Below are 23,907 nucleotides of genomic sequence, written 5' to 3'. Positions count from 1 at the left end.
TCCGTCGTCGGCAGCGTCAGATGTGTATAAGAGACAGGGCTCTTCACACCGACGACCGTGATGTTGTACTTCGAGCGGACGCCGGATTCGCCGAGAGGCAGTCCGCGGATGGGCTTCGGCGGGTACAGCTTGACGAGGGCGAAGTCGTCGTCGAACTGGATGAAGTCCAGCATCCGCCCGGACACCAGGTGCGCCGCCCGCTCACCCGCCTCGGCCTCGGGGTAGATGACGTGGTTGGCACCGATCCGCTCCAGGATCTTGCCGTGCGACTTCGAGATCGCCTTCGCCCATATCTGCGGCACCTTCAGATCGACGAGGTTCGCCGTGATCAGCACGCTCGCCTCGATCGAGGATCCGACGGCGACAACGCCGACGGCGAAGTCCTCCGCCCCGATCTGGCGCAACGTCTCGATGGACCGGGCGTCCGCCTGCACCGCATGCGTCACCCGGTCGGCCCACTTCTGCACCAGCGCGGAGTCGGTGTCGATGGCGAGCACTTCGCGACCGAGACGGTCGAGCTGACCGGCTGTCGCGGCGCCGAAGCGTCCCAGGCCGATGACGAGGACCGGCGCGTTGTGTCTGATCCGGTCAACCAACGAGCGGCCTCTCCTCCGGGTTCCGGTACAGCTGCCGCCGCTGGCTCTGCGCCAGCGCCGCGGCGAGAGTCACTGTACCAACGCGGCCGCAGAACATCGTGGCGGCCATCACGTAGACGCCCGCATCGGGGAGCCGCTCGGTCAGCCCGGTCGAGAGGCCGCACGTGGCGAACGCCGAGATGACGTCGAACAGCACGTGGTCGAGCGGCGCCTGGGTGATCTGCAGGATGAGGATGCTCGACACGGCGACGATCGTCGCGCCCCACAGCGCGACTGCGACGGACAGTCGCAGCACATCGATCGGGATGCGCCGGCGGAACGCATCCATCGCATCCACTCCCTTGGCTTCCGCGAACGCGGCCAGGAACAGGACAGCCAGCGTCGTCACCTTGATGCCGCCGGCAGTGGATGCCGACCCGCCGCCGATGAACATCAGCATGTCCGTGACGAGCAGGCTCGACCCGTTGAGATGGTCGATCGGGATGGTGGCGAAGCCGCCCGAGCGTGCCATGGTGGACAGGAAGAACGACTGGAAGATCGTGTGACCGGCGTCCAGGTGCCCGAACGTCTTCGGATTGTCGTACTCGAGCGCGATGTACAGCACGGCGCCCGCGACCAGCAGGATCAGGGACGTCAGCACGGTCAGCTTGACATGGATGGACCACCGTCGGCGCTTCTTCCGGAGGTTGGTCGCGATCGCGAAGATGACGGGGAACCCGATGGCGCCGAGGAACACACCGACCATGAGCGCCCCGAGGAACCAGTAGTCCGTCGCGAACGCCTGGATGCCCTCGGCGTTCGGCGCGAATCCGGTGTTCGTGAACGCCATGGCGGAGTAGTACGCCGACTCCCACGCGGCCGTGCCGACATCGATACCCGCGATCAGCATCCTCGGAAACAGGAGCAGGGCGACCGCGGCCTCGATGACCACCAGGCTGATCGCGACCGTGGTCAGGAGTTTCCCGACCTCGCCGAGGCGCACCGCCTGCCCTTCGGCCACCGGGCCGGCGTGCATCCGGAGGGGGTTGCTGTCGCCCGCCGCCAGGAGTTTGGCGCGCAGCCCGAGCTTCCGCGAGATGACGAGGCCGAGGATGGATGCCATGGTCAGGACGCCCACCGCACCGATCTGAACCCCGAGGTAGACGAGCAGGTGGCCGAAGAGGGACCAGTGCGTCGCCATATCGACCGTCGCCAATCCCGTCACGCAGATGACGGAGACGGCGGTGAACAGGGAGTCGGCGAGCGGTGTCCATCGTCCGTTCGCGGAGGAGATGGGCAGCGAGAACAGCAGCGTGAAGACGAGGATCAGCATCGCGAAGACGAGGATCGCGAACCGCGAGGGGCTGCGTGCGGCGAAGTCGTTGATCCCCGCGCGAAGGCGGGCGACCGGGGAGACCGCCTGGCCCCGGACAGCGCGGGTGGCGCTCATTTGCTCGTCCTCCCCGTCGTCTTCCTGTCTCGGCCGGGCTCCCGACATGGTACTGCGCCGGGGGAATGGCTAGCCTGGGGACATGGCCGACATCTTCGACGTGATCGCCGATCCAACGCGGCGCGAGATCCTCCGCGTGCTCCTGGACCGCAACACGGAGGTGACGCATTCCGTCGGCGAGATATCCGTGTCCGAGATCGTGGCGAATCTGGAATTGAGCCAGCCGACCGTCTCCAAGCACCTGAAAGTGCTGCGCGAGGCGGGTCTGGTGTCCGTTCGCGAAGAGGGCCAACACCGCTACTACCGCCTCGACCCCGAGCCGCTCGAGGCTGTCGAGGACTGGGTCATTCCCTTCACGGCATCCGATGAGGATGTGGCCATCGGTGTCCGCATCGCGGAGGAGACGCGCGAGTTCGCGAGCACCGTCGGCAAGGTCCTGGCCGACACCCGCCACCGCGTGTCCTCGGCGACCGAGCGCGTGACCCCGAAGAAGTGGCGCAAGGACTGACCGTCCCGAGTACGATGACCGGGAAGAGGAGGTGACGATGGCTCACGATCTGAAGGACGTGCGCTTTCTGACGGTCGCCGAGGTGGCCGACATGATGCGCGTCTCCCGCATGACCGTGTATCGCCTCGTCCATTCCGGCGAGTTGCCCGCCATCCGCTTCGGCCGGTCGTTCCGCGTCCCGGAGTCCGCGGTCGAGCACATGCTGCAGGCGCTCACCCTCGAAGAGGGCGGCGTCGCGGACTCGGCGTGACGTCGGGTAGACTGACACCTCGTGTCGCCGCGCGCCCCGCGGCATACCCCTGATTCTTTGTGAGGTCCACGTGGGTTCCGTTATCAAGAAGCGTCGCAAGCGTATGGCGAAGAAGAAGCACCGCAAGCTGCTTCGCAAGACGCGCCACCAGCGCCGCAACAAGAAGTAGACCCCGGTCTACCGCTCAAGCGTCGGTCCACTCGGTCCGGCGCTTGTCTTGTCTCTGCGGTGTGTCTCCCCACCATCCGCTCCGCTTTAGAGTGGAGGGGTGCCCACCGTCTCGCTCACCCTCATCGGCAAGCCGGGCTGTCACCTGTGCGATGACGCCCGGGAGATCATCCGCTCGGTGATCGCCGAACTGCCCGCGGACGCACCCGCTGTGACGGTGGATGAGCGGAACATCCTGCAGGAGCCCGACCTTCACGAAAAGTACGTGGAGGAGATACCCGTCGTTCTGGTCGACGGCCGCGTCCACACGTATTGGCGCGTCGATCCCGTCCGCCTGCGCACCGCCATTCTGGAGGCCCGATGACCATCCGCCACGTCGTCTCGTGGAAGCTCGCGACCATGGATGAGACCGAGCGCGCTCACCACGCCGCCGGCATCAAGCGCGGCTTGGAGTCGCTGCCCGCCGTGATCCCGCAGCTGCGGTACCTGCAGGTGGGAGTCAACGCCGTGCCGGGCGACAACTTCGATGTCGTGCTGATCAGTGATTTCGAGACCCTGGACGACATCCAGGTGTATCAGGAGCACCCCGCCCACCGTGAGGTGGCGGCGTTCATCCGCTCGGTCGTGTCCTCGCGGGCGGCCGTCGACTACGAGGTCTGACCACCCGGATCCTGCGTCAGAAGACGGGGCTCGCGGCGATCTCGGAGTCGCGGCGACGATAGTCCTCGAGGAACTGAGTCAGCGTTCCCGCGTACAGCTCACGGACCAGGTCGCCCGCCTTCGCGCCGTCGCGGTCCTTGACGGCGGCGAGGACGCCCGCGAGCGCTGCCGCGAGGTCCTCGACGCCGAAGGGCGTCTGCCAGACGGAGATGTACCGCAGCAGCTGGGGGCTGAGCCCCTCGCTCACCGTCACCAGGACGGAGTTGTCGCCGGCTCGCTCCAGCTCGAGGAAGAAGTCGTTCAACGCGTGCCCGAGGCCAGGGATGTCCCGCGCCTTCGCGGCCTTCTTGACGTCCTTCTGCGCCTTGTCGAGGCGAGCGACGGTCGCATTGTCGACGCCCGGGACGATCGTGCGTGCGGCATGCTCGTGCACGAGGCCGGTGGTGTAGATGGCCTCGTCGATCGCTTTGAGGTCGATCGGCGCCACGCGGGTGTAGCGGTTCGGGGCCATCTCGACGAGCCCGATGTCGGCGAGCTTCATCAGGGCCTCGCGGATGGGCGTGCGCGAGACGCCGAGCCATGCCGTCAGCTTCTCGTCGAGGAGCGTCTCTCCGGGCTCCAGCGTGCCGTCGAGGATTCCGTCGTACAGGCGGCTGTACACGACATCGCGCAGCAGCCGGCGCTCGACGGGGGCGGTGTCACTCACGGGCAGTGGCATCAGCGGAGCTCCTTGTGGGATGCGGCGAACTCGTCCGCGATGGTGACGAGCGCCTTGTCGAAGATGTCGGTGGCGGCTCGAGCCGCCCTGTCCGCCTTGCCGGCCACGGCCGCATCGACGAGCGCCTTGAACGAAGGCCGGGCCTTCTCGCGCGCCGTCTGAGACGGTGCGGCGTTCAGTGCCCGAAGCACCTCCGGCAGGTGGCGCTTGAGCAGACGGGCGATGGTCGCGTTGTCCAGCCGCCGGATGAAGACGCCCAGGAAGCCGTCGCTCGAGAGGCCGGTGCCGATGGAGGACCTGTCGGCGTCCTCGAGGATGGCGCGCAGCGCATCCCGATCGGCCTCGGTGAGCAGAGGGGTGGTGTCGCGCACGATCCCGGAGACGAGCACCCCGACCGTGATGATGAGCTCGCGGAGCCGTGGCGGTTCGATCGGGGTGACGCGGGTGCGCCGCTGCGGGAGGATCTCGACGAGCCCCATCGCCGCGAGCTGGTTGAGCGCTTCGCGGACCGGGGTGCGTGAGACGCCGACCCACCGTTCGATCTCGGCATCGTAGAGCTGCTCGCCAGGAAGCAGGTCGCCGTCGACGATCGCGTCGAGGAGGCGGAGGAAGACTTCGTCACGAATGAGCCGCCGGGGGCTGGAGGCTTCGGTCACGGGGACGGGCATAGATGAATGTTATATCCCGCTGGACCGGCTTTGTCGTTGAAGTACAGAGTGTCGGGTAGGCAGACAATATGCTGCTCGAAGGCGTGGAGTGGCCCCCGTCATGTGCCCACCGAGCGCACAGCGACGCGGGCGTAGGCTGGGCCGGTGAGATCAGCCCCGACCGCTCGACGTGAGACGGGAGTGGCGGTCCTCGAGGTCGAGACCGCACCGCTCGACGACCTCCGCCGGCTCATTCCCTTCCTCGACGCGCGCGCGCCGCTGCTGTGGCTGCGCAAGGGTGACGGGATGGCCGGGATCGGCCAGGCGCTGCGCCTCGACTTCACCGGACCCGACCGCATCCAGCAGGCGTCCGCCGCGTGGCGCGAGACCGCCGCAGCAGCCATCGTCGAGGATGCCGTGCACACGCCCGGCACGGGCCTCGTCGCCTTCGGGACCTTCGCGTTCGACGACGAGAGCACGGCGACCAGCACGCTCATCGTGCCTGAGCTGGTCCTGGGACGGCGTGGCGGCCGTAGCTGGATCACGCGCATCCGCCGGGCAGGAGAGCCCGCGCACTCCGTGACGCCCCATCCCACCCCCCTCGGCGACGAGTACCGGCTGGCGCTGCTGCCCGGCGAGCTCGGCGTGGATGCGTACCGGTCGGCGGTCGCCGCAGCGGTCGAGCGCATCCGCGAAGAGGACCTCTCGAAAGTCGTCCTGGCTCGGGATCTGCGTGGCCGTCTACCGCTGGAGTCGGATCTTCGGCGCGCCCTGGTGGAGCTCGCGCTCGGCTACCCGGACTGCTGGACGTTCGCCGTCGACGGGCTGGTCGGGTCGTCTCCGGAGACGCTGGTCCGCGTCCACCACGGCACCGTCACGGCTCGTGTGCTCGCAGGGACGAGCTCCCGCGGATCGGATGCCGCGAGCGATCAGGCGGCCGCCACCGCACTCATGGAGAGCACCAAGGACCAGGGCGAGCACCGCTTCGCCGTCACGAGTGTGATGGATGCGCTGCGCCCACACAGCGCAGACGTGGCCGCCAGTGACGAGCCGTTCACCCTGAAGCTGCCGAACCTGTGGCACCTCGCGACCGACATCGCAGGGATGCTGAGCGACGGCTCGAGCTCGCTCGACCTGGCGGCCGCCCTCCACCCCACCGCTGCTGTGGCGGGGACGCCCCGCCGGGAAGCCGTCCGTCTCATCCGCGAATTGGAGCCGTTCGACCGCGGCCGCTACGCCGGACCCGTCGGCTGGGTCGGCGGGGACGGCGACGGCGAGTGGGCCATCGCGCTGCGCTGTGCCCAGGTCGCAGCGGACGGCGACCTGACCGCCTACGCGGGCGCAGGCCTCGTCGCCGACTCGGATCCCGACCGCGAGCTGGCCGAGACCACGATGAAGTTCCGCCCGATCGTCGAGGCCTTCGGCTGACGAACGGTCAGGATCGCGCCAGGCGGCGCTTCTGCTCCTCCACGTCGTACTCGGGGACCGGCCAGTCCAGGTCGAGTCGCTGCAGGGCACCGATCAGGATCTGCTGGACGGCGACGCGCGCGTACCACTTGTGGTCCGCCGGCACGACGAACCAGGGTGCGTCTTCGGTGCTCGTGCGGTCGAGGATGATCTGATACGCCTCCGCGTAGTCGTCCCAGAGGAGCCGGTCGTCGACGTCCCCGGGGTTGAATTTCCAGAGCTTGTCGCGGTTCTCCAGCCGGGATGCCAGCCGCTTCCGCTGCTCGTCCCGGCCCAGATGCAGCATGACCTTCACCACGGTGGTCCCCGACCGGAAGAGCTCCTCCTCGAACGAGTTGATGGCCCCGTACCTCCGCTCCACTTCCTCAGGCGGTGCCAGGTGACGGACGCGGCCGACCAGCACATCCTCGTAATGGGAGCGGTCGAACACGCCTACCTGGCCCGCCGCGGGGAGCTGCCGCCAGATCCGCCAGAGGAAGTCGTGGGCCAGCTCCTGGGGTGTGGGCTTCTCGAATGCGGCGTAGTGCACGCCACCCGGGCCCATGGACCCGATCACGTGGCCGACGATGCCCCCTTTGCCGGCCGTGTCCATCGCCTGGAGTACGAGCAGCACGGATCTCGGGTCCCCCTGCCGGCCGCCGGCGTACAGCTGTTCCTGGAGGTCGGCGAGGACCTTGGCGCCGTCGGAGAGCGCCGAGCGCCCTTCGCGCTTGCCCCCACGGAACCCGGGCGTGCCGTCGGTGGGCTGCTCGGCGAGGCTGAAGCCAGGACCGACGCGCAGGAGATCGTCGGGATCCGCTTCCCAGTAGGTGTCGTGGGCCACTGCCGCCTCCTCGTCCCGTCGGCCGCCGTCGCTGGCGAGTCCCGGGGCGCCCATCGTAGTCCTGCCCGGGCGGCGGGCACCCTGCCTGGGCGAAGGGCAGCGGAACAGCGGTTCTGACTCTGAATGCACCGGGGGACGCCGCAGCCTAAGCTGGTGGGGTGAGTAAGGCCGACCTCAGCAAGCAGCCCGAGCAGGTCGCCGCCATGTTCGATCAGGTGTCGACACGCTACGACCGGACCAACGCCGTCCTCTCCGTCGGCAACGCGGCCCTCTGGCGCATCGCGACGACGCGAGCCGTGAGGCCCCGGGCGGGCGAGACGATCCTCGACGTCGCCGCCGGGACGGGCACCTCGAGCGCATCCCTGGCACGCAATGGCGCGTCCGTCGTCGCAGCCGACTTCTCCGAGGGGATGATCGAGGTCGGCCGCCGCCGCCAGGCCGGCAATCCCTTCATCCGGTTCGTGCAGGCGGATGCCATGGCCCTGCCCTTCGACGACGACCGGTTCGACGCCGTGACCATCTCCTTCGGGCTGCGGAACATCATCGACCCGAAAAAGGCCCTCGCCGAGTTCTTCCGTGTGGTCAAGCCGGGCGGCCGGGTGGTCGTGTGCGAATTCTCGCAACCTCCTCTCGCAGCTATCCGCGCCGGTTACGCCGCCTACCTCAGGTTCGGGATGCCCGTGCTCGCCCGGCTCGCGAGCTCGAACCCCGCCGCCTACGAGTACCTCATGGAGTCCATCCAGGCGTGGCCGAACCAGCCTGCTCTGGCCGAGTGGATGCGCGAGGCAGGGTTCGAGCAGGTCGCCTTCCGGAACCTGACCGCCGGGATCGTGGCCCTGCATCGTGGCTTCAAACCCGAGCGTCCCGCGGTGAGTCCCGCACCGGCCGCGAAGCGCAGGTCCACGGCCCCGAAGCGCAAGCCGGCGGCCGCGGACACCGAACCCGCCCGACCCGAGGGGGAGTAGTGCCACGAAGCGTCCCTGCTGTGCGCCGTCCCTCGCTGACCGGCCAACTGGGCTTCACGGAGCGGATCCTCCTTCGGGGGGACGATCGCGAGCTCGCCAACGCAGTGGATGCGGGGCTCGCCAAGGTCGAGGAGGGCCTGCACCGCGAGATGCGGTTCGCGGACAACCTGGCCGACGTCACAGCTCGCTACCTGCTGGAGGCCGGTGGCAAGCGTGTGCGCCCGATGCTCACCCTGCTGGCGGCCCAGCTGGGCGGCGGCACCAACCCCGATGTGCTGCAGGCCGCCGAGGCGGTCGAGATCACCCACCTGGCATCGCTGTACCACGATGACGTCATGGACGACTCGCAGATGCGCCGGGGGGTCCCGAGTGCGCAGTTCGTCTGGGGCAACTCGGTTGCGGTCCTCACCGGCGACCTGCTGTTCGCCCGGGCGAGCAAGCTGGTCTCCGCGCTCGGCGAGCGCGCCATCCAGATGCAGGCGGACACCTTCGAGCGGCTCTGCCTCGGCCAGCTGCACGAGACCATCGGCCCGCAGGAGGGCGACGATCCGGTGGAGCACTACATCCGGGTGCTCGAGGACAAGACCGGCTCCCTGATCGCCGTCGCGGCTCAGATGGGCGTCGTCTTCTCGGGTGCGCCGAAGGAGTACGAGGAGCCGGTCGTCGTGTTCGGCGAGAAGATCGGGGTCGCCTTCCAGCTCATCGACGACGTCATCGACCTGTCGTCGGAGGGCGTGGCCGAGACCGGCAAGACACCCGGCAACGATCTGCGGGCGGGCGTCGCGACGCTGCCTGTTCTGCGCCTGCGCGAGCGCGCGGTGACCGACCCGGAGGCCGCCGCCTTGCTCGAGCGCCTCGAAGCGGATGTCATGGGCTCGGCCGAGGATGGAGAGGTGACGCCGGCCGCCATGAAGGCGATCGCCGCGCTCCGGGACCACGACGTGACCCGTCAGACGCTGGAAGAGGCGCACCGCTGGGCCCGCGAGGCGGTGGAGGCGCTCGCGCCATTGCCGGACGGCCCGGTGAAGAAGGCTCTGATCCGCTTCGCGGACACGATCGTCGACCGCTCCAGCTGAGCGGAACGGAATCCCAGAAGGAATCAACGAATGACCAAACTGCGACTGGCCATCGTCGGCGCCGGGCCGGCGGGGATCTACGCCGCCGACATCCTGCTGAAGGCGGAGCGCGGCTTCGACGTCTCGATCGACTTGTTCGAGCAGCTGCCGGCCCCGTACGGACTCGTGCGCTACGGCGTCGCCCCCGACCATCCGCGCATCAAGGGGATCGTGACGGCCCTCCGTGAGGTTCTCGACCGCGGTGACATCCGCATCTTCGGGAATGTCGAGTACGGCCGCGACATCACCCTCGACGATCTCAAGCGCCACTACAACGCCGTCATCTTCGCAACGGGAGCCGTCCAAGACGCCGACCTCGAGATCCCCGGTGTCGAGCTCAGGGGCTCGTACGGCGCCGCCGAGTTCGTGAGCTGGTTCGACGGGCATCCTGATGTCCCGCGGACGTGGCCGCTGGAGGCGAAGTCGGTCGCCGTGATCGGCAACGGCAACGTCGCGCTCGACATCTCGCGCATGCTCGCCAAGCACGCCGACGACCTCCTTCCGACCGAGATCCCGGACAACGTCTACGACGGCCTGAAGAGCTCGCCGGTCACCGACGTGCACGTCTTCGGCCGCCGCGGACCGGCGCAGGTCAAGTTCACACCGCTGGAGCTGCGCGAGCTGGGCGAACTGCGTGACGTCGACATGATCCTCCACGACGAGGACTTCGACTACGACGAGCAGTCGAAGGCCGCCGTCGCCAGCAACAAGCAGGTGATGGTGATCGACCGGGTGCTGCAGCAGTGGCGTCAGCGCGAGGTCGGGAAGGCCTCCCGCCGCCTGCACTTCCACTTCTTCGCCAAGCCGTTGGAGGTGGTCGGTGACGAGAACGGGAACGTCCGCGCCTTCCGCTACGAACGGACGGCCTCGGATGGCGCCGGCGGCGTCCGCGGAACCGGCGAGATCCGCGAGCTGGAGATCGACGCGCTCTATCGCGCGGTCGGCTATTTCGGCTCGCCTCTGCCGGGCATCCCGTTCGACCGCAAGCACGGCGTGATTCCGAATCACGAGGGCCAGGTGCTGCGCAAGGGCGACAACGAACGCATGTACGGCGTGTACGCGACCGGGTGGATCAAGCGGGGCCCGGTCGGACTCATCGGTCACACCAAGTCGGATGCCATGGAAACGATCAAACATGTCATCAACGATCAGGGAAACTGGTGGTCCCCTTCAGACCCCGACGAGGAATCTGTGGAGAACCTGCTCCGCGAGCGCGGTGTGGAATATACGACGCTGGACGGCTGGCACAACCTCGACACGCATGAGCAGGCGCTCGGGGCCGAACGCGGCCGGGCCCGCGTCAAGGTGGTCCCCCGGGACGAGATGGTGCGGGTGTCGAACGCGTCCGATGTCACGGGAGCAGCAACGCGAGCATCCACGGGAGCAGCCGCAGGAGCGCCGGCGGCCGGCAACGCGGCCGAGTAGCCGGCCGGGCAGGGGGACATGGCGACGACGCATGCATGGCGACCGGACATCCTCGGTGAGCCGTTCGAACAGCTGACCCTGCCTTTACGCCCGGACGCCGAGGGCGAGGTCGTCGCCACGCTGGTGCGCTACTCACCGCATCCCCGGCTGCGGCTCCACCACGGACCGGCGGCCGACGCCGACGTCCTCTACGTGCACGGCTGGTCGGATTACTTCTTCCAGACGGAGCTGGCGGACTTCTGGCATGACCAGGGAGCGCGCTTCCATGCGCTCGACCTCCGCAAGTACGGGCGCAGCCTCCGCCACGGGCAGACGCCGGGGTTCGTGGACGATCTCACGACCTACGACGAGGACATCGAGGCGGCACTGGAGGCGATGGGCCACGGTGGGCAGGAAACGCCCAAGCGCCGGCTGATCCTGCTCGGCCATTCGACGGGAGGCCTGACGCTCAGCCTGTGGGCCGACCGGAATCCCGGACGGGCCGACGCGCTCATCCTGAACAGCCCGTGGCTGGAATTCCAGGCGCACTCCGCCGTCCGCGCGGCCCTCACTCCGCTCATCGACCTGCGCGCCCGGCTGGGCCCGAAGGCGACGATGCCGAGTGTCGACCTCGGCTTCTATTCGCGCACCGTCTCCCGCACGATGGACGGCGAGTGGGACTACGACCTGGCCTGGCGTCCGGTGCGCGGGTTCCCCATCCACCCGGCCTGGCTCACGGCCGTCCTCGCCGGCCACGCCCGCGTCGCCGCCGGCCTGCATATCGACGCACCGGTGCTCACGCTGCTTTCGGCGCGATCCACTCTGCTGCCGTACTGGACACCGGAGATGCTGTCGTCCGATGTCGTGCTCGTCGTCCGCGACGTGGCGCAGCGCGCACTCGCGCTGGCGCCGACCGTCACGGTCTCGTCGGTGAAGGGCGCCGTCCACGACGTGTTCCTGTCGCGCCGGCCGGTGCGAGAGGCCGCATACGGCGTGGTCACGCAGTGGATGCGCGGTTACCTCACCGCAGGTTGACGAACTGCAGCGCGACGTCCAGGTCGGCACCCTTCAGCAGTGCCATGGTCGCCTGAAGGTCGTCGCGGCTCTTCGAGCTCACGCGCAGCTCGTCGCCCTGTATCTGCGCCTTGACGCTCTTGGGCGCCTCGTCGCGGATCAGCTTCGAGATCTTCTTGGCGGCATCCTGCTCGATGCCGTTCTTCAGACCGACCTCGATGCGGAACTCTTTGCCGGACGCGTACGGCTTGCCCTCGTCGAGCGACTTCAGGGTGATGCCGCGCTTGACGAACTTCGACTCGAGCACCTCGAGGACGGCCTTCACGCGCTCCTCGGTGCTGGCCTTGAGCAGGATCTTCTCGCCGCTCCACTCGATGGACGCGCCGACGTTCTTGAAGTCGTAGCGCTGGTCCACCTCTTTGCGGGCCTGATTGACGGCGTTGTCCGCCTCCATCTTGTCGACTTTGCTGACGACGTCGAACGAGGAGTCTGCCATGGTGTCCGTCCTTCCGTAGAGAGCTCGATCCAGTCTACGAGGCGGCGCGGGACGCGGCTCTTCCCGTCGGCCGAGTGGGCGCATCCTCAGCGCACGAAGTCCTCATCCACGCGGCCGCCCAGCTCGTCGAGAAGGCGGGATGCGACCTCGGCGGCAGCTGTTCTGTCGCGCTCCTGAGCGAATGCGGCCAGGTCCGCGGCCGACCGCTCGTCGGCGGCGCGCAGCCGGCGGGCCAGCCATTTGCCGCTGCCCAGCCACGAATTGGATGCGAGAAGTGCCAGTTCCCCGAGCGCCCGGAAGAGGTCGGCACGGATGGCTGCCTCGATGAGCTCATCCGTCGTGTCAGAGAGGTCGTCGATCAGGTCGGTCACGGCGTAGCGGCGTAACTCCAGGTCGTGTGCGGACGGCTGTGGACCCCGCAGGAGTCGAGCCTCCGACCACTCCCGGAGCCTCTCGAACTCGGTGCCCGCGCGGAGCACTGTGCCTTCGGTCAGGAGGTAGGGGAGCACGGGACGCAGGGATGCGAAGTCCCGTTCTGCCCAACCGCGGTAGCCCTCTTCGGTGTACGCGAAGACGTCGATGCGGTCTCCGTCGCGGTGAGCCACGCGCGCCTCTGCCTGCGTGGAGCCGCCGTCTTCCGACCGGAGGGTCGGGGCGATCAGGAGGATGTCGATGTCGCTCGTGCTCGTCCGCCGACCGGTGGACGCGCTGCCGCCCAGGACGATCGTCGTGGCGCCCGGGTACTCCCGGTCGCAGAAGCGGACCGCGAGGAGCGCGGCGTCGGTGTCAGGCGCCGCCATTCGATCCGGGCCCGGAGGTCAAGCCGTCTGCGCCAGCTCGGCGTAGTAGGTGACGTGGCAGCCGTCACCGTTGCACTCGACGCAGAGGGTGATCTCCTCACTGTGCTGAGCGGGGTCGGCACCCGTCCCGTCGCACCGTTCGCAAATCTCCAAGGTTCTCATGCCCACGATTGTGCGCCACACCACCGACATCCGCGGAAGGACGACCGGGGTGTCGCGATCGCGCCGCATCCATTCGGGGATTCTGCTCACAGCAGAACCGCCGCAATCGGTAGGCGCGGACGCGCGGCATCCGACATAGGCTGGCCGCATGCTTCTGAGGCATGCGATCGGCTCGGTGCTCCGCCGGATCAGGACGGAGCGCGGTACGACGCTGCGCCAGCTCTCCGAGTCCTCGCGCGTCTCCGTACCGTATCTCTCCGAGATCGAGCGCGGACGCAAGGAAGCTTCTTCCGAGATCCTCGCGGCACTCTGCCGGGTGCTCGGGATGACGGAAGGCGAACTTCTGACGCGGGTCGCCGCCGAATTCGGCAGCGGTCAGGTGCTCAGTCTGGTGCCCGGGCCGGCGGAGGCGCCGGAGGTCCGCACAGCGGTCGAACTGCAGTCCGTCGGCGTGAGCGCGGGCCGGAAGACCTCGGACGTGGTCGCGCTCGCCGCCTGAGCCGACTCGGTTCCGCGAGCGCGGCGGCCCCTGGGCGCCCGCTGATTTCGTCTGCGGACGCGCGCCGAGTATTCTTGTGTGGCGCCTTCGGTCACGAGAACAACCCGTGGTCGGGAGCGCCAATGGCGAGTTACCCAAGCGGCCAAAGGGATCTGACTGTAAATCAGCTGTCATCGACTTCGGGGGTTCGAATCCCTCACTCGCCACCCATCGGAAGCCCCGCACTCCACGTATCTCTCGGAGCCGGGGCTTTCGTGTTCCGGAAATTCCTAGCGCTGACGTCGGTTTGCGAAGCTGATCGACCAGATTTTCGAGGCGACGGTTGATCGCTGTTCCATAAAGCGGGGTGTTCCACGACATGTGGAACACCCGCCAACGTGGAACGTTGCTCGACTCCCGCCGCCCTCGTCCCTGCCGCATCTGCGAGGCTGGGGGCATGACCTCCCACGCTGAACTGCTCGAGATCGCCGCCACCGTCGCCCGCCGCGCCGCAGCCTTCGCCCTGCAGCGCCGCCACGACGGGGTCGAGATCACCGCATCGAAGTCGTCGCTCAGCGACATCGTCACGCGAGCCGATCGAGAGACCGAGCAGCTGATCCGCGATGCACTATCCGCGGCACGGCCGCGTGACGGATTCCTCGGCGAGGAGTCCGGCGGCGGGAGCAGCCAGAGCGGACTCACCTGGGTGGTCGATCCCATCGACGGGACGGTCAACTACTTCTACGGCATCCCCGCGTGGGCGGTCAGCATCGCCGTGGTCGAGGGCGATGCCGACCCGATGACCTGGCGGACGCTCGCGGGCGCTGTGGTGAACCCCGTCGCCGGGGAGGCGTTCACGGCGTTCCTCGGGGGAGGGGCGCGCCTCAACGGAGCGCCGCTCCACGTGAACGAAGGAGTGGAGCTGCCCCTCGCCCTCGTCGGGACGGGATTCGGCTACGACGCCGAGGTGCGCCGCCGGCAGGCGTCCTTCGTCGGCGAACTCATCGCGGACGTGCGCGACCTCCGCCGCATCGGCGCAGCGTCGCTCGACCTGTGCAGCGTCGCCGCCGGGCGGCTCGACGCGTACTTCGAGCGCGGCCTCAACCCGTGGGATCACGCGGCCGGCGCGCTCATCGCTTCCGAAGCCGGCGCCCGGGTCGCCGGGATCGGAGGAGGCCCGGCCGGCCGCCGCCTGCTGGTGGCGGCCGCGCCGGACCTCTTCGAACAGCTGCATCCCCGGGTGGAGCGCTTCTACAGCGCGTGGGAGTGACTCCCGGCACCCGGGCCCGCGGTCAGACCAGCCAGGCCGTCGTGTCAGTGAGCAGCGTGCGCCCGTCGAGCACACCGCTCGCGAGCACGATCTCGCCCTCGGGAAGCGCCACCGGAGCCGCGCCGAAGTTGACCACGACCGTCACCGCTCCGGAGCGGAAGGCGAGGGTGTCGGCGCCCACGTCGATCCACTGCGGGTTCTCGAAGGCCAGATCGTAGCGGCGCCGCAGCTCGAGCGCATCCTGATACATCGTGAGCGTCGAGCCGGGGACGCCCTCTTGTGAGGAGCGGGTGTAGGTGGCCCAGGACGCGGGCTGGGGCAGCCAGCTCGCCGAGCCGGGGCCGAAGCCGTACGAGGGCTGGTCGCCGTCCCACGGGATCGGGACGCGGCAGCCGTCACGCCCGTACCGCTCGCCGTTGGTGCGGAACCACGTCGGGTCCTGCCGGGCGTCGTCCGGGAGGTCGATCGCCTCCGGAAGGCCCAGCTCCTCACCCTGATAGAGGTAGGAGGAACCGGGGAGCGCCAGCATGAGCGCCGTCGCCGCGCGGGCGCGGTGGAGGGCGAAGACGGGATCGGGCAGGCCCTTCGTCTTCGGGCCGATGCCGTGGCCCTGGAGGTTCTCGCCGTGCAGGGCGAGACGGGTCGCGTGGCGGACGACGTCGTGGTTGGACAGCACCCAGGTGCTGGGTGCGCCGACGCTGCTGAACGCGGCGATGGAGTCGTCGATCACGCTGCGCAGGGCCGCCGCGTTCCAGGGCGTCTCCAGGTAGGCGAAGTTGAAGGTCTGCTGCATCTCGTCCGGGCGGACCCAGCGGGCCAGCTTATCCAGCGGCTCGACCCAGGCCTCGCCGCAGAGCACGCGGTCACCCGGGTACTCCTCCAGCACCCGGTGCCAGTCGCGGTAGATCTCGTGGACGCCGTCCTGCGCAAAATACGGCGGCGTCGGCGGCTCGGAGGAGGCGTGTGCTGCGATCTCCGGCTCGAGCGGGATGCCGCCGGTCTCGAGAGTCGGCGTGGCGGTCCCGCCCATGCTGCCCGCATGGGCCGGAGGCGTGTAGTCGGGGAGGCCGGCCTCCTTGATCATGCCGTGCGCCACATCCACCCGGAAGCCGTCGACCCCGCGGTCGAGCCAGAAGCGAAGGATGTCGCGGAACTGCTCGCGCACCCACGGGTTCTCCCAGTCGAAGTCCGGCTGCGACTTGTCGAAGAGGTGCAGATACCACTGGCCGGGGCGGCCGTCGGCCTCGGTGACACGCTCCCAGGCGGGGCCTCCGAAGATCGACTCCCAGTTGTTCGGCGGAAGCTCACCGTTCTCGCCCTTGCCGTCGCGGAACAGGTAACGCGCGCGCTCGGCACTGCCGGGACCGGCGGCCAGCGCCTCCTGGAACCAGACATGGTCGCTGGAGGAGTGGTTGGGGACGATGTCGATGATCACGCGGAGTCCGAGGCCGTGCGCGGTCTCGAGCATTGTGTCGAAGTCGTCCAACGTCCCGAAGAGCGGGTCGACGTCGCGGTAGTCCGACACGTCGTAGCCCGCGTCGCGCTGGGGAGACCGCTGGAACGGTGACAGCCAGACCGCATCTACGCCGAGTGCGCGGAGGGCAGGGAGGCGGTGCGTGATGCCGGGCAGGTCGCCGATGCCGTCGCCGTCCGCGTCGGCGAAGGAGCGGGGATAGACCTGGTAGATGACGGCGGAGCGCCACCATTCGCGGCCGGGGCCGGAGGGAGCGACGTCCGACGGGATGGGCGAGGAGCTGGGGACGGGGGATGTTGCGGCGATGGGGGTCACCTCGTGTTCGTATGGGTTCGGGCGGGGGTCAGGGGGAGGGAGCAGTGCTGGAGCGCATGATCAGGTCGGCGGGGGCGGTGTGGCCGACCGGCTCGGGCGGCACGACGACGTCGTTCCGGGCGGGCTCCAACGAGGCGAGCAGGATGGCGGCCGCCTGCTCACCCTGCCGGTCGGGATGCTGGGCCACGGTGCTGAGGCCGAAGAAGTCGGCGAGCGGGTGGTCGTCGATGCCGATCACGGAGAGGTCCTCCGGCACACGTAGACCGAGGTCCCGGGCGGCCAGGATGGTGCCGATCGCCATTTCGTCGGAGGCGGCGAAGACCGCTGTCGGGCGGTGGGGCATGTCCAGCAACTGCTTCGCCGCATCGTAGCCACCCGGGATGGTGAAGTCGGACGCGCGATGCAGAGCCTCCTCGACGGACAGGCCGGCCTCGCGGAGAGCCTGTTCGTAGCCGAGCCGACGGTTCGTCGGGATGTGGAATTCCAGGTCGAACTCGTGCGAGCCGCCGATGTGGGCGATCCGCCGGTGGCCGAGGGAGATGAGGTGCTCCGTGGCCAGGCGGGCGACCGCGACGTCGTCGAGCCTGAGCGTGCTGACGCCGGGCAACGGCCCGCCCACGCCGACGAGGGGCTTGCCGATAGCGAGGAGGCTGCCCACCTCGGCTTCGGAGAGCTTGAGGCAGATGGCGAACACCGCATCCACTCGGTTGCGGAGCAGGTGGTGCTCGAACACCCGCCGCCGTTCTTCGCCGTCACCGCTGAGGTTGTAGAGGGTGAGGTCGTATCCCCGGCGGAGCAGGACCCGCTCGGCGCCCTCGATCACGGAGGTGAAGAACCAGCGGTCGAGTCGCGGTACGACCGCTCCGATGTTGCGCGTGCGACCGGACGCGAGGCCGGAGGCGTTGGAGGACACGACGTAGCGGAGCTCGGAGGCCGACTGAATGACGCGGGCCCTGGTCGTCTCGGACACCGGCCCGTTACCGCTGAGCGCACGGGAGACGGTCGCGGTGGAGACCCCGGCATGGCGCGCGACATCGTCGATGCCCGACATCCCACCTCCTGAGCTGCAGTGCGCTGGCGGCGCACGTTCCGCCGATGCCCGGGATGTTACCGTGCACAGTGGGGAGTATAGCGAGTCCGGTGGAAGCGTTTGCAGAGTGTGACTCCCCGCGACGGCCGGCTGATCAGCTCCAGTGCGACGGACGGCTGAGCGTCAGGGAGAGTCGGGTGGCAGCATCGCCGGTCGCGGAATTCACCTGGACCTGGGTGAGGTAGATCGCGTCGCGCAGGTCCGCTCCGTCGAGGCGCGCGCCGCGGAGGTCGGCGCCGATCAGCTCGGCGCGAGACAGGTCGGAGTCGCGCAGGTCGGCTCCGAGAAGGAGGGCGCCGCGCAGCTCCGCGCCGCGCAGGTCCGCACCCCGGAGGTCTGCGCCGACGAGGTCCGCACCCGGGCGCAGCCGCGAGCGGGCGGCGTGCCGGGGCCCTGCGCCGATCGGACCGGACTCGCGCGCCAGTCGTGCGGCGTCGCGCAGGAGGAGGGCGGCAGGTCCCCGGAGCTCCTCGAGGTCGGTCTCGCCGATCGTGACAGCGGCCGCTTCCGTGACGGACCGGACCTCCGAGCGCGCCCGGCGGAGGGCGGGGTGGAGGGATGCGGCCGCGGGCAGCGCCAGCGCATCCTCGAGGTACCAGAGCAGTTCGTGCAGCTGACGCATCACCGGGAAGACGGCGAACATCGAGGCGCGGATCTCCGCCCCATCCCGCCAGCTCGCTCCCGCGAACGTGTGCTGGGTCACCTGCTGACCGGCGCCGAAACAGTCGAAGACCGTGCAGCCGGCGAACCCGCTGTCGCGGAGCCGGGGGTGGATGCTGCAGCGGTCGTCGCCGTCGAGGTTCACGCACGGATCGCCGGCCGGCTTGTCGAACGCGAAGTCGGCGGAGCGGGCGAAGGCCAGGGCGACGCAGCACAGGCCGACGCACTCGGAGCAGTCCGCCCGCAGGTCGTGGCGGGCGTCGTCGACGGAGATCACCCGTCCACAGTACGTGCTCGGCGTCGTCTCTCCACATCTTTCGAGGGCCCAGGAATAGGGCTCAGTCGACCGCGTTAGCGTGAAGGAGGAACAACAAAGAAGGAGACCAGAATGACCGCACCGCGTCGCACCATCGGCTCGTCCGAGCTCGAGGTCTACCCGCTCTCGCTCGGGGGCAACGTGTTCGGCTGGACGGCCGACCGCGAGACCTCGTTCGATGTCCTCGACGGCTACACGTCCGCCGGAGGAGACTTCGTCGACACGGCCGACGGCTATTCGGCCTGGGTGCCCGGAAACACGGGTGGCGACTCGGAGCGGATCCTCGGCGAGTGGTTCGAGGCGCGCGGCAACCGCGACCAGGTCGTCCTCGCCACCAAGGTCAGCCAGCACCCCGAGTTCCGGGGGCTCGCGGCCGACAACATCCGCCGCGCCGCCGACGCCTCGCTCGAGCGTCTGCGGTCGGACTACATCGACCTGTACTACGCGCACTTCGACGACAAGACGGTCCCCCTGGAGGAGACCGTCGGTGCCCTGTCGGCGTTGGTGGATGCGGGCAAGGTCCGGTACATCGCCATCTCGAACTATTCGCCGGAGCGGATCGATGAGTGGTTCCGCATCACCGAGCGCGAAGGCTTTCACCGCGCGGTCGCGCTTCAGCCTCACTACAACCTCGTCGAGCGCGGCTACGAGACGACGTACCGACCGATCGCCGAGCGCGAAGGCCTCGGAGTCATGCCGTACTTCGCCCTGGCCGCGGGCTTCCTGACCGGCAAGTACCGCGACGGCGTGACCGTGGACAGCCCGCGTGCCGGTGGCGCCGCGAAGTACCTGGATGAGACCGGCCGCACCGTGCTGGCGGCACTCGACGACGTCGCCGCGGCCCACGGCGCATCCGTCGCATCCGTCGCGCTCGCCTGGCTGGCCGCTCAGCCGACCATCACCGCTCCGATCGCCAGTGCACGCACGCGCGAGCAGCTCTCCGACCTCCTGGCGTCGGTCGAACTGGAGCTTTCGGATGCCGATCTCGACACTCTTGCGGACGCTTCGGAGGCCGCCGCGGCGGCCTGAGGCCGGGCGGGGGCGAGCCGGGTGTCGTCAGTCGGTCGCTCCCGTCCGCGGCCGCCCCGAGATGGTTCGGAGCGGCCCGCCGTGGATGGTATCCTCATACGGTTGCCGAAATCGTCCTGCCCTCGTGCAGGCGCCGGCTGCGCCCCCTTAGCTCATTGGTAGAGCACTTCCTTGGTAAGGAAGAGGTAGTGGGTCCGATTCCCACAGGGGGCTCCGTCTCCCCGCCGCTACGGCGACGGGAGGCCGCGGCGGGGTAGCTCAGGTGGTTAGAGCACACGGCTCATAATCGTGGTGTCGCGGGTTCGAGTCCCGCCCTCGCTACATAGCTTGAAAACACTGGGAACGGCGGCTGTTGAACAGCCGCCGTTTCGTCGTCAGTGGGGCCATTTGCCCACATTTTGCCCACACTTGAAAGCGAGCTGTAGACATCACCCGTGCCGGAGGCGCACCGAAGTGTCTGCGGTTGCTCGTAGCGTGTGAAGCGACGGAACCGACTTGAAGGGTGACCAATGGTCGCAGACTTGTGGACGAAGGCCCAGCAGCTCAGCAGAAGAATCGGTGACACGAGCGATATTTCGACGTGGGAGCGTGAACAGCACAGCGCGGCAGGATTGCCCCTGTGGGAGCGGAATGTCGTATCGCACCTGATCGCACTCGTCGGCGACGAAACGATCCACTATCTCGATGCTCACGTGGTCCACGACGAGCCAAGGGCAACGTTCGTCGCATTCACAGATGCGCAGATCATTCGCATTGCGGTCGACTTCACTAGTCAGGGCAACAATCGCCGCCACGAGATTACGAGCGATGTCTTGTCGCGATCGCTTGTGAAGTCGATTCGACTCAGGTCCTTAGATGACGTTGAAGCAGACACACGCGAGTTTCCGACGCGGTTGGCATTCGATGTCGTCCTCGAGTCCGATGAGACGATCTCGCCCCCGCTCAATCGATATCCAAGGCCGACTGTCGCGGCCGAGCTCGTGGATCTGTTCAACTCGTTACTGCCCCGCTGACGAATCGGGTCCAATTCGCCGAGCCCACGACGTCGCACCCGCCATAGGTGTCGTGCGTGCAACGCCGGAAGAGTACGTAGGCACATTTGGGGGTACGCTCTTTACTTCTCCCCGGACGGTCGCACACTCGAGTTTGGTGTGGCCCAAAACGCGCCGGCACTCGGCGCAGCCGCGAGGTTCAAACGTTCGGCAACCTTGTCCAAATCGTCGTCGAAGAGATCGCTATAAGTGTCGAGCGTCATCGCTGCCGACGCGTGTCCGAGCATGCGCTGTACTGCTTTGACATTTGCCCCAGCGCTTACGGCGAGCGATGCAGCTGTGTGGCGCAGATCGTGGATGGTCATCGGGGGTAGGTCGGCGGCGGCGAGCGCGCGGTCCCACCACGAATTGGCGGCCATCGTCGGGGTCTTCTGGTAATTGCCTCGTCCATCGTCGAAGACAATCCCGTCGAGAGACTTGCGTTTGCACGCGTCCTTGAGCGGAGCAATCAGGAACTGCGGGAATGGCACGCTTCGACGCTCGTGAGTCTTCGGGGTGCCAACTACGATCGAGCCGTTGACATAGACCGCGTTCTGCACGACGGCCAGGCGACGCTTGCGAGTGTCGACGTCGCGGACGCGCAGCGCCGTCACTTCGCCCCAGCGCAGCCCTGTGTATGCGAGAGTGGCCACGATGGGAGCGTGATCGCCACAAGCGACCAGCAGGGCGGCGATCTGCTCATTGGTCAGGTAGACGTGCTCACGAGAGCTCCGTCTCGGTAGCTTGACCCCCCGCGCCGGGTTCGACGGGATGAGGTGGTCTCGGACGGCGCTGTCGAGGATGCCGGCCAGGATGTCGTGAGAGCGGCGGACGATCGTCGCCGACTTCGGCTTCTTCCTTTCGCTGCCATTGCTGAGTTCGGTGATCCAGGCCTGCACCTCGGTGTGGCGGATGCTGCCGATCATCGCCTTTCCCCAGCGCGGTTCAACGTGAAGGCGCCACGCTGACTCGTAGACGTAGGTCGACGACGGCTTCAAGTGCGAACGCGACCCCAGCCAGGCTTCGCCTAAGCGGTCGACCGTGGCGCGCGCGGCGGTTGGGTCAATGTATTCGCCCGTGGCCTTCTTCATCTCGACGGAGGCGAGAAAGAGCTCCGCTTCGCGCTTGGTCCGGAAGCCGCGCTTGTCGGTCTGTGAATGATCGGGTTTGCGATATCGGACACGGTAGCGTTTGCCGGCCGCGGACTCGTACGCAGTAATGCTGCCCATGACGGTTAGCTCTCAGAGGCGATACCGGCAACGACACCGGTCAGTCCGCCCGACGTCAGGAGGCCAGCTACCCGCCGAGCCTCCGCCTCTATGCTGTCGATCCGCTGCTGGACCTCGGCGTTGCCTGCAACGAGGTCGGGATCCCCGGACGACGACTGCACAGCTAGAACGATGTGCAATCGCTCCAGCTCCCTGCGGAGGGTCCCGAGCTGTCGGAGAGTGGCAAGGATGTTGATGTCCGTTCGCTCGGCTGCGAGGCGAGGTCTGTAGGAACTTGCGGGAGTCGCGGACAACCAGCAGTCGAATTCGGCGGCGGTCATCCCATCGAAATCTCCGCTGAGGTTCGGCAGGTCAAGCGTCGAGTTCGGATTGCCGATCGGTGCAAGCAGGTACGACGGCGGCACATTGAGCGCCCGCGCGATGTTGAGCAGCTGGCTGACGCTGATGTCAGCCTTCCGCCCTGACTCGATGTTCTCGAGGATCGCCGAAGTGATGTTGCCCCCCGGGACAGCCTCCGCCAGGTCGCGAGTGGTGCGGTAACCGCGTTCTCTCCGTGCCAACTTGATCCGCGCGCCGACGTGTGTCTCAGAACGATAATCCGCCATTTCGACAGACTAGCGCGAATATCCTTGTCAATCCAGCAGATCGACGGTATCGTCGAATCCACAAATCAATGACTCTCTAGTTGTCGAAACGGAGGAAATCGAGATGACAGGAGAATTCATTCGGCCCATCGACGTGGCCGAGCTGACCGGACTTTCGGTCGCGGCCCTCGCGCAACTGCGCTACAAGGGCAAGGGTCCTCGCTACTACAAGCCGACACCTCACAGCGTGGTCTATAAGCGTGCGGAGGTGATCGCATGGCTGGAGGCGACGGTGCAGACCGGGACCGCAGTACCGGCGTAGCCGACCAGGCTCACGCTAGCCCGGGTGTCATGCAGGACTTCGTCGATGGATACCTCGTGCCGGTCGTTCCGATGGATGACCTGCAGTGCGAGAGCTGTCAGTAGAACAGCTGGTTTACCCCGGCGTGCCGCGCATTCACTACCCCTGTTCGGGGGTAGCGTGCGGCAGCAAATGGAGCGGCTGATTCTTACCCCGATCACCGTGACGCTCGACTCCCGATTCGAGACAGGGCGGCGGTAACGCATCGTGACTGAGACTCCCGAACTTCAGAGTCGACGTCGCTTCTCCATTACCGAATCCGAGCACGCCGCCCCGACCTCCCCGGCACAGCTCGAGCCATCCGACCACCCATCTTTGCGGGCGCTTCCCTGCGCTCATTCGCGCCCACCCGGCGCATTCTGACGAGCCGTCCTGGCTCGAACCCGGTCCTTCGCAGTAGCCACCTCCGTTCAAGGAAGGTTGTGATCTCGTGGCTGGAGGAACCCAAGTCGGCACGCGGGAGGATGCCCGTCTCACGGAACTGATCCGGGAGGTCGACACGTTGCGGCCCTACGTCGCATTCCGTTTGCGCGGCAGGCCCAATGACATCGACGCCGTTCTGCAGATCGTCCGGGAGACCGTCTGGCGCCGATGCTCCGCGTATGACCCGGAGCTCGGGTCGCCGCACGCGTTCGTATTCGGCATCGCCCGCAATGTCGTGCTCCGGGAGATCGAGCGCAAGTACGTCCCGATGGACGGTGTCCCCGACGACATCGAGTCCCGTTCGGAGGTCGACCCGTTGGAGACGATGATCCGCCGGTTCGACGCGCACCGGTGGATGGTGCTGGTCGCCGACTTTGTCGGCCCGTCTGACTGGCATGTGATGAGTGACCTGAGCCTTGCTGACG

The 23,907-nt window shown here is 67.8% G+C and carries 29 protein-coding genes and 3 tRNA genes; 19 read left to right on the top strand and 13 right to left on the bottom strand.

The window, feature by feature from the left end; translation table 11 throughout:
- Both ACPYOG_RS12150 and ACPYOG_RS12145 read right to left on the bottom strand, forming a co-directional pair.
- Nucleotides 1–596: potassium channel family protein (locus ACPYOG_RS12150; protein ID WP_481294464.1), on the bottom strand; the 596-nt coding region annotated here is incomplete at its 3' end.
- A complete protein-coding gene (locus tag ACPYOG_RS12145) occupies nucleotides 589–2,025 on the bottom strand; it encodes a TrkH family potassium uptake protein (RefSeq protein WP_481294463.1) in 1,437 nt (478 codons plus the stop codon). The genes ACPYOG_RS12145 and ACPYOG_RS12150, both read right to left, overlap by 8 nt.
- 82 nt (nucleotides 2,026–2,107) lie before the next feature.
- Here ACPYOG_RS12145 and ACPYOG_RS12140 point away from each other — a divergent pair, with 82 nt between their 5' ends.
- The 5 genes from ACPYOG_RS12140 to ACPYOG_RS12120 all read left to right on the top strand — a co-directional run bounded on the left by ACPYOG_RS12140 (nucleotide 2,108) and on the right by ACPYOG_RS12120 (nucleotide 3,611).
- Nucleotides 2,108–2,533, top strand: a complete 426-nt coding sequence (locus ACPYOG_RS12140; RefSeq protein ID WP_481294462.1) for an ArsR/SmtB family transcription factor — start codon at nucleotides 2,108–2,110, stop codon at nucleotides 2,531–2,533.
- Nucleotides 2,534–2,570: 37 nt separating this feature from the next.
- Nucleotides 2,571–2,783 carry a helix-turn-helix domain-containing protein gene (locus tag ACPYOG_RS12135; RefSeq protein WP_481294461.1) on the top strand — a complete coding sequence of 71 codons (213 nt, stop codon included), beginning with the start codon at nucleotides 2,571–2,573 and terminating at the stop codon, nucleotides 2,781–2,783.
- 70 nt (nucleotides 2,784–2,853) lie between these two features.
- A complete protein-coding gene (locus tag ACPYOG_RS12130) occupies nucleotides 2,854–2,952 on the top strand; it encodes a 30S ribosomal protein bS22 (protein WP_003792170.1) in 99 nt (32 codons plus the stop codon).
- Nucleotides 2,953–3,051: 99 nt separating this feature from the next.
- On the top strand, nucleotides 3,052–3,315 hold the full coding sequence (locus ACPYOG_RS12125; RefSeq protein ID WP_481294460.1) for a glutaredoxin family protein: 264 nt from the start codon (nucleotides 3,052–3,054) through the stop codon (nucleotides 3,313–3,315).
- Nucleotides 3,312–3,611, top strand: coding sequence for a Dabb family protein (locus ACPYOG_RS12120; RefSeq protein ID WP_481294459.1), 300 nt, complete (start codon nucleotides 3,312–3,314; stop codon nucleotides 3,609–3,611). The genes ACPYOG_RS12125 and ACPYOG_RS12120 overlap by 4 nt, the downstream gene beginning before the upstream one ends.
- Before the next feature lie 16 nt (nucleotides 3,612–3,627).
- On the opposite strand, the gene ACPYOG_RS12115 is transcribed toward ACPYOG_RS12120, so the two are convergent.
- Both ACPYOG_RS12115 and ACPYOG_RS12110 read right to left on the bottom strand, forming a co-directional pair.
- The gene (locus ACPYOG_RS12115) at nucleotides 3,628–4,329 is read right to left on the bottom strand and encodes a GntR family transcriptional regulator (protein WP_481294458.1); all 702 of its coding nucleotides are present in this window, start codon (nucleotides 4,327–4,329) and stop codon (nucleotides 3,628–3,630) included.
- Entirely contained in the window at nucleotides 4,329–4,997 is a 669-nt protein-coding gene (locus ACPYOG_RS12110; RefSeq protein WP_481294457.1) for a GntR family transcriptional regulator, read from the bottom strand. The genes ACPYOG_RS12115 and ACPYOG_RS12110 overlap by 1 nt, the downstream gene beginning before the upstream one ends.
- A 144-nt stretch (nucleotides 4,998–5,141) precedes the next feature.
- Here ACPYOG_RS12110 and ACPYOG_RS12105 point away from each other — a divergent pair, with 144 nt between their 5' ends.
- Nucleotides 5,142–6,404, top strand: coding sequence for an isochorismate synthase (locus ACPYOG_RS12105; RefSeq protein WP_481294456.1), 1,263 nt, complete (start codon nucleotides 5,142–5,144; stop codon nucleotides 6,402–6,404).
- 7 nt (nucleotides 6,405–6,411) lie between these two features.
- Here ACPYOG_RS12105 and ACPYOG_RS12100 read toward each other — a convergent pair whose 3' ends face one another.
- Nucleotides 6,412–7,320 (bottom strand): PPK2 family polyphosphate kinase, encoded by a 909-nt coding sequence (locus ACPYOG_RS12100; protein ID WP_481294455.1) that lies wholly within the window; start codon nucleotides 7,318–7,320, stop codon nucleotides 6,412–6,414.
- Nucleotides 7,321–7,424: 104 nt separating this feature from the next.
- On the opposite strand from ACPYOG_RS12100, the gene ubiE reads away from it, so the two are divergent.
- From ubiE to ACPYOG_RS12080, 4 genes are read left to right on the top strand one after another with little or no spacing between them, the layout of a single operon-like run.
- The gene (gene ubiE, locus ACPYOG_RS12095; RefSeq protein WP_481294454.1) at nucleotides 7,425–8,231 is read left to right on the top strand and encodes a bifunctional demethylmenaquinone methyltransferase/2-methoxy-6-polyprenyl-1,4-benzoquinol methylase UbiE; all 807 of its coding nucleotides are present in this window, start codon (nucleotides 7,425–7,427) and stop codon (nucleotides 8,229–8,231) included.
- Between the two features lie 20 nt (nucleotides 8,232–8,251).
- Nucleotides 8,252–9,307, top strand: a complete 1,056-nt coding sequence (locus ACPYOG_RS12090; RefSeq protein ID WP_481294465.1) for a polyprenyl synthetase family protein — start codon at nucleotides 8,252–8,254, stop codon at nucleotides 9,305–9,307.
- A 30-nt stretch (nucleotides 9,308–9,337) separates the two neighbouring features.
- Complete coding sequence (locus ACPYOG_RS12085; protein WP_481294453.1) at nucleotides 9,338–10,771, top strand: FAD-dependent oxidoreductase; 1,434 nt, start codon at nucleotides 9,338–9,340, stop codon at nucleotides 10,769–10,771.
- Nucleotides 10,772–10,789: 18 nt separating this feature from the next.
- A complete protein-coding gene (locus ACPYOG_RS12080; protein WP_481294452.1) occupies nucleotides 10,790–11,785 on the top strand; it encodes an alpha/beta hydrolase in 996 nt (331 codons plus the stop codon).
- Here the strand turns inward: ACPYOG_RS12080 and ACPYOG_RS12075 are convergent.
- From ACPYOG_RS12075 to ACPYOG_RS12065, 3 genes are all read right to left on the bottom strand, one after another.
- Complete coding sequence (locus ACPYOG_RS12075) at nucleotides 11,772–12,260, bottom strand: YajQ family cyclic di-GMP-binding protein (protein ID WP_192628314.1); 489 nt, start codon at nucleotides 12,258–12,260, stop codon at nucleotides 11,772–11,774. The two genes, ACPYOG_RS12080 and ACPYOG_RS12075, sit on opposite strands and share 14 nt — an antisense overlap.
- An 86-nt stretch (nucleotides 12,261–12,346) precedes the next feature.
- Nucleotides 12,347–13,060: a nucleotidyltransferase domain-containing protein gene (locus ACPYOG_RS12070; RefSeq protein WP_481294451.1), complete on the bottom strand. Its 714-nt coding sequence runs from the start codon at nucleotides 13,058–13,060 to the stop codon at nucleotides 12,347–12,349.
- A gap of 18 nt (nucleotides 13,061–13,078) precedes the next feature.
- Nucleotides 13,079–13,222 carry a hypothetical protein gene (locus ACPYOG_RS12065; protein WP_481294450.1) on the bottom strand — a complete coding sequence of 48 codons (144 nt, stop codon included), beginning with the start codon at nucleotides 13,220–13,222 and terminating at the stop codon, nucleotides 13,079–13,081.
- 148 nt (nucleotides 13,223–13,370) lie between these two features.
- On the opposite strand from ACPYOG_RS12065, the gene ACPYOG_RS12060 reads away from it, so the two are divergent.
- The 3 genes from ACPYOG_RS12060 (at nucleotide 13,371) to ACPYOG_RS12050 (ending at nucleotide 14,970) form a co-directional block, all read left to right on the top strand.
- Complete coding sequence (locus tag ACPYOG_RS12060) at nucleotides 13,371–13,721, top strand: helix-turn-helix domain-containing protein (protein ID WP_090035021.1); 351 nt, start codon at nucleotides 13,371–13,373, stop codon at nucleotides 13,719–13,721.
- Nucleotides 13,722–13,845: 124 nt separating this feature from the next.
- Nucleotides 13,846–13,927: transfer RNA gene (locus ACPYOG_RS12055), tRNA-Tyr, on the top strand.
- 230 nt (nucleotides 13,928–14,157) lie between these two features.
- Nucleotides 14,158–14,970, top strand: a complete 813-nt coding sequence (locus ACPYOG_RS12050) for an inositol monophosphatase family protein (RefSeq protein ID WP_481294449.1) — start codon at nucleotides 14,158–14,160, stop codon at nucleotides 14,968–14,970.
- Nucleotides 14,971–14,992: 22 nt separating this feature from the next.
- Here the strand turns inward: ACPYOG_RS12050 and ACPYOG_RS12045 are convergent, their stop codons facing one another.
- From ACPYOG_RS12045 to ACPYOG_RS12035, 3 genes are all read right to left on the bottom strand, one after another.
- Nucleotides 14,993–16,759 (bottom strand): glycoside hydrolase family 13 protein, encoded by a 1,767-nt coding sequence (locus ACPYOG_RS12045; RefSeq protein WP_481294448.1) that lies wholly within the window; start codon nucleotides 16,757–16,759, stop codon nucleotides 14,993–14,995.
- 28 nt (nucleotides 16,760–16,787) lie between these two features.
- The gene (locus ACPYOG_RS12040) at nucleotides 16,788–17,810 is read right to left on the bottom strand and encodes a LacI family DNA-binding transcriptional regulator (protein WP_481294447.1); all 1,023 of its coding nucleotides are present in this window, start codon (nucleotides 17,808–17,810) and stop codon (nucleotides 16,788–16,790) included.
- Between the two features lie 133 nt (nucleotides 17,811–17,943).
- Nucleotides 17,944–18,786, bottom strand: a complete 843-nt coding sequence (locus ACPYOG_RS12035; RefSeq protein WP_481294446.1) for a pentapeptide repeat-containing protein — start codon at nucleotides 18,784–18,786, stop codon at nucleotides 17,944–17,946.
- Nucleotides 18,787–18,897: 111 nt separating this feature from the next.
- On the opposite strand from ACPYOG_RS12035, the gene ACPYOG_RS12030 reads away from it, so the two are divergent.
- The 4 genes from ACPYOG_RS12030 (at nucleotide 18,898) to ACPYOG_RS12015 (ending at nucleotide 20,867) form a co-directional block, all read left to right on the top strand.
- Nucleotides 18,898–19,854: an aldo/keto reductase gene (locus ACPYOG_RS12030; protein ID WP_481294445.1), complete on the top strand. Its 957-nt coding sequence runs from the start codon at nucleotides 18,898–18,900 to the stop codon at nucleotides 19,852–19,854.
- 141 nt (nucleotides 19,855–19,995) lie between these two features.
- Nucleotides 19,996–20,067: transfer RNA gene (locus ACPYOG_RS12025), tRNA-Thr, on the top strand.
- A gap of 34 nt (nucleotides 20,068–20,101) precedes the next feature.
- Nucleotides 20,102–20,175 (top strand) — tRNA-Met (locus ACPYOG_RS12020).
- A gap of 188 nt (nucleotides 20,176–20,363) precedes the next feature.
- On the top strand, nucleotides 20,364–20,867 hold the full coding sequence (locus ACPYOG_RS12015) for a hypothetical protein (RefSeq protein ID WP_481294444.1): 504 nt from the start codon (nucleotides 20,364–20,366) through the stop codon (nucleotides 20,865–20,867).
- A gap of 101 nt (nucleotides 20,868–20,968) precedes the next feature.
- Here the strand turns inward: ACPYOG_RS12015 and ACPYOG_RS12010 are convergent, their stop codons facing one another.
- Both ACPYOG_RS12010 and ACPYOG_RS12005 read right to left on the bottom strand, forming a co-directional pair.
- Nucleotides 20,969–22,114, bottom strand: coding sequence for a tyrosine-type recombinase/integrase (locus tag ACPYOG_RS12010; RefSeq protein WP_481294443.1), 1,146 nt, complete (start codon nucleotides 22,112–22,114; stop codon nucleotides 20,969–20,971).
- A 5-nt stretch (nucleotides 22,115–22,119) separates the two neighbouring features.
- On the bottom strand, nucleotides 22,120–22,719 hold the full coding sequence (locus ACPYOG_RS12005; protein WP_481294442.1) for a helix-turn-helix domain-containing protein: 600 nt from the start codon (nucleotides 22,717–22,719) through the stop codon (nucleotides 22,120–22,122).
- A 103-nt stretch (nucleotides 22,720–22,822) separates the two neighbouring features.
- Here ACPYOG_RS12005 and ACPYOG_RS12000 point away from each other — a divergent pair, with 103 nt between their 5' ends.
- On the top strand, nucleotides 22,823–23,020 hold the full coding sequence (locus ACPYOG_RS12000; RefSeq protein WP_481294441.1) for a helix-turn-helix transcriptional regulator: 198 nt from the start codon (nucleotides 22,823–22,825) through the stop codon (nucleotides 23,018–23,020).
- A gap of 469 nt (nucleotides 23,021–23,489) precedes the next feature.
- The coding region (locus ACPYOG_RS11995) for a sigma factor (protein ID WP_481294440.1) at nucleotides 23,490–23,907 on the top strand (418 nt) is incomplete at its 3' end.

The sequence above is a fragment of the Leifsonia sp. HAY1-4F genome (genome assembly GCF_056755275.1).
This window is presented reverse-complemented; position numbering and strand designations above follow the sequence as displayed.

Bases quoted from the DNA above. Each gene is read 5' to 3' on its own strand.
- ACPYOG_RS12145 (WP_481294463.1), bottom strand. From the start codon at position 2,025: ATGAGCGCCACCCGCGCTGTCCGGGGCCAGGCGGTCTCCCCGGTCGCC.
- ACPYOG_RS12140 (WP_481294462.1), top strand. From the start codon at position 2,108: ATGGCCGACATCTTCGACGTGATCGCCGATCCAACGCGGCGCGAGATC.
- ACPYOG_RS12135 (WP_481294461.1), top strand. From the start codon at position 2,571: ATGGCTCACGATCTGAAGGACGTGCGCTTTCTGACGGTCGCCGAGGTG.
- ACPYOG_RS12120 (WP_481294459.1), top strand. From the start codon at position 3,312: ATGACCATCCGCCACGTCGTCTCGTGGAAGCTCGCGACCATGGATGAG.
- ACPYOG_RS12115 (WP_481294458.1), bottom strand. From the start codon at position 4,329: ATGCCACTGCCCGTGAGTGACACCGCCCCCGTCGAGCGCCGGCTGCTG.
- ACPYOG_RS12110 (WP_481294457.1), bottom strand. From the start codon at position 4,997: ATGCCCGTCCCCGTGACCGAAGCCTCCAGCCCCCGGCGGCTCATTCGT.
- ACPYOG_RS12100 (WP_481294455.1), bottom strand. From the start codon at position 7,320: ATGGGCGCCCCGGGACTCGCCAGCGACGGCGGCCGACGGGACGAGGAG.
- ACPYOG_RS12085 (WP_481294453.1), top strand. From the start codon at position 9,338: ATGACCAAACTGCGACTGGCCATCGTCGGCGCCGGGCCGGCGGGGATC.
- ACPYOG_RS12080 (WP_481294452.1), top strand. From the start codon at position 10,790: ATGGCGACGACGCATGCATGGCGACCGGACATCCTCGGTGAGCCGTTC.
- ACPYOG_RS12075 (WP_192628314.1), bottom strand. From the start codon at position 12,260: ATGGCAGACTCCTCGTTCGACGTCGTCAGCAAAGTCGACAAGATGGAG.
- ACPYOG_RS12070 (WP_481294451.1), bottom strand. From the start codon at position 13,060: ATGGCGGCGCCTGACACCGACGCCGCGCTCCTCGCGGTCCGCTTCTGC.
- ACPYOG_RS12065 (WP_481294450.1), bottom strand. From the start codon at position 13,222: ATGAGAACCTTGGAGATTTGCGAACGGTGCGACGGGACGGGTGCCGAC.
- ACPYOG_RS12060 (WP_090035021.1), top strand. From the start codon at position 13,371: ATGCTTCTGAGGCATGCGATCGGCTCGGTGCTCCGCCGGATCAGGACG.
- ACPYOG_RS12050 (WP_481294449.1), top strand. From the start codon at position 14,158: ATGACCTCCCACGCTGAACTGCTCGAGATCGCCGCCACCGTCGCCCGC.
- ACPYOG_RS12040 (WP_481294447.1), bottom strand. From the start codon at position 17,810: ATGTCGGGCATCGACGATGTCGCGCGCCATGCCGGGGTCTCCACCGCG.
- ACPYOG_RS12030 (WP_481294445.1), top strand. From the start codon at position 18,898: ATGACCGCACCGCGTCGCACCATCGGCTCGTCCGAGCTCGAGGTCTAC.
- ACPYOG_RS12015 (WP_481294444.1), top strand. From the start codon at position 20,364: ATGGTCGCAGACTTGTGGACGAAGGCCCAGCAGCTCAGCAGAAGAATC.
- ACPYOG_RS12010 (WP_481294443.1), bottom strand. From the start codon at position 22,114: ATGGGCAGCATTACTGCGTACGAGTCCGCGGCCGGCAAACGCTACCGT.
- ACPYOG_RS12005 (WP_481294442.1), bottom strand. From the start codon at position 22,719: ATGGCGGATTATCGTTCTGAGACACACGTCGGCGCGCGGATCAAGTTG.
- ACPYOG_RS12000 (WP_481294441.1), top strand. From the start codon at position 22,823: ATGACAGGAGAATTCATTCGGCCCATCGACGTGGCCGAGCTGACCGGA.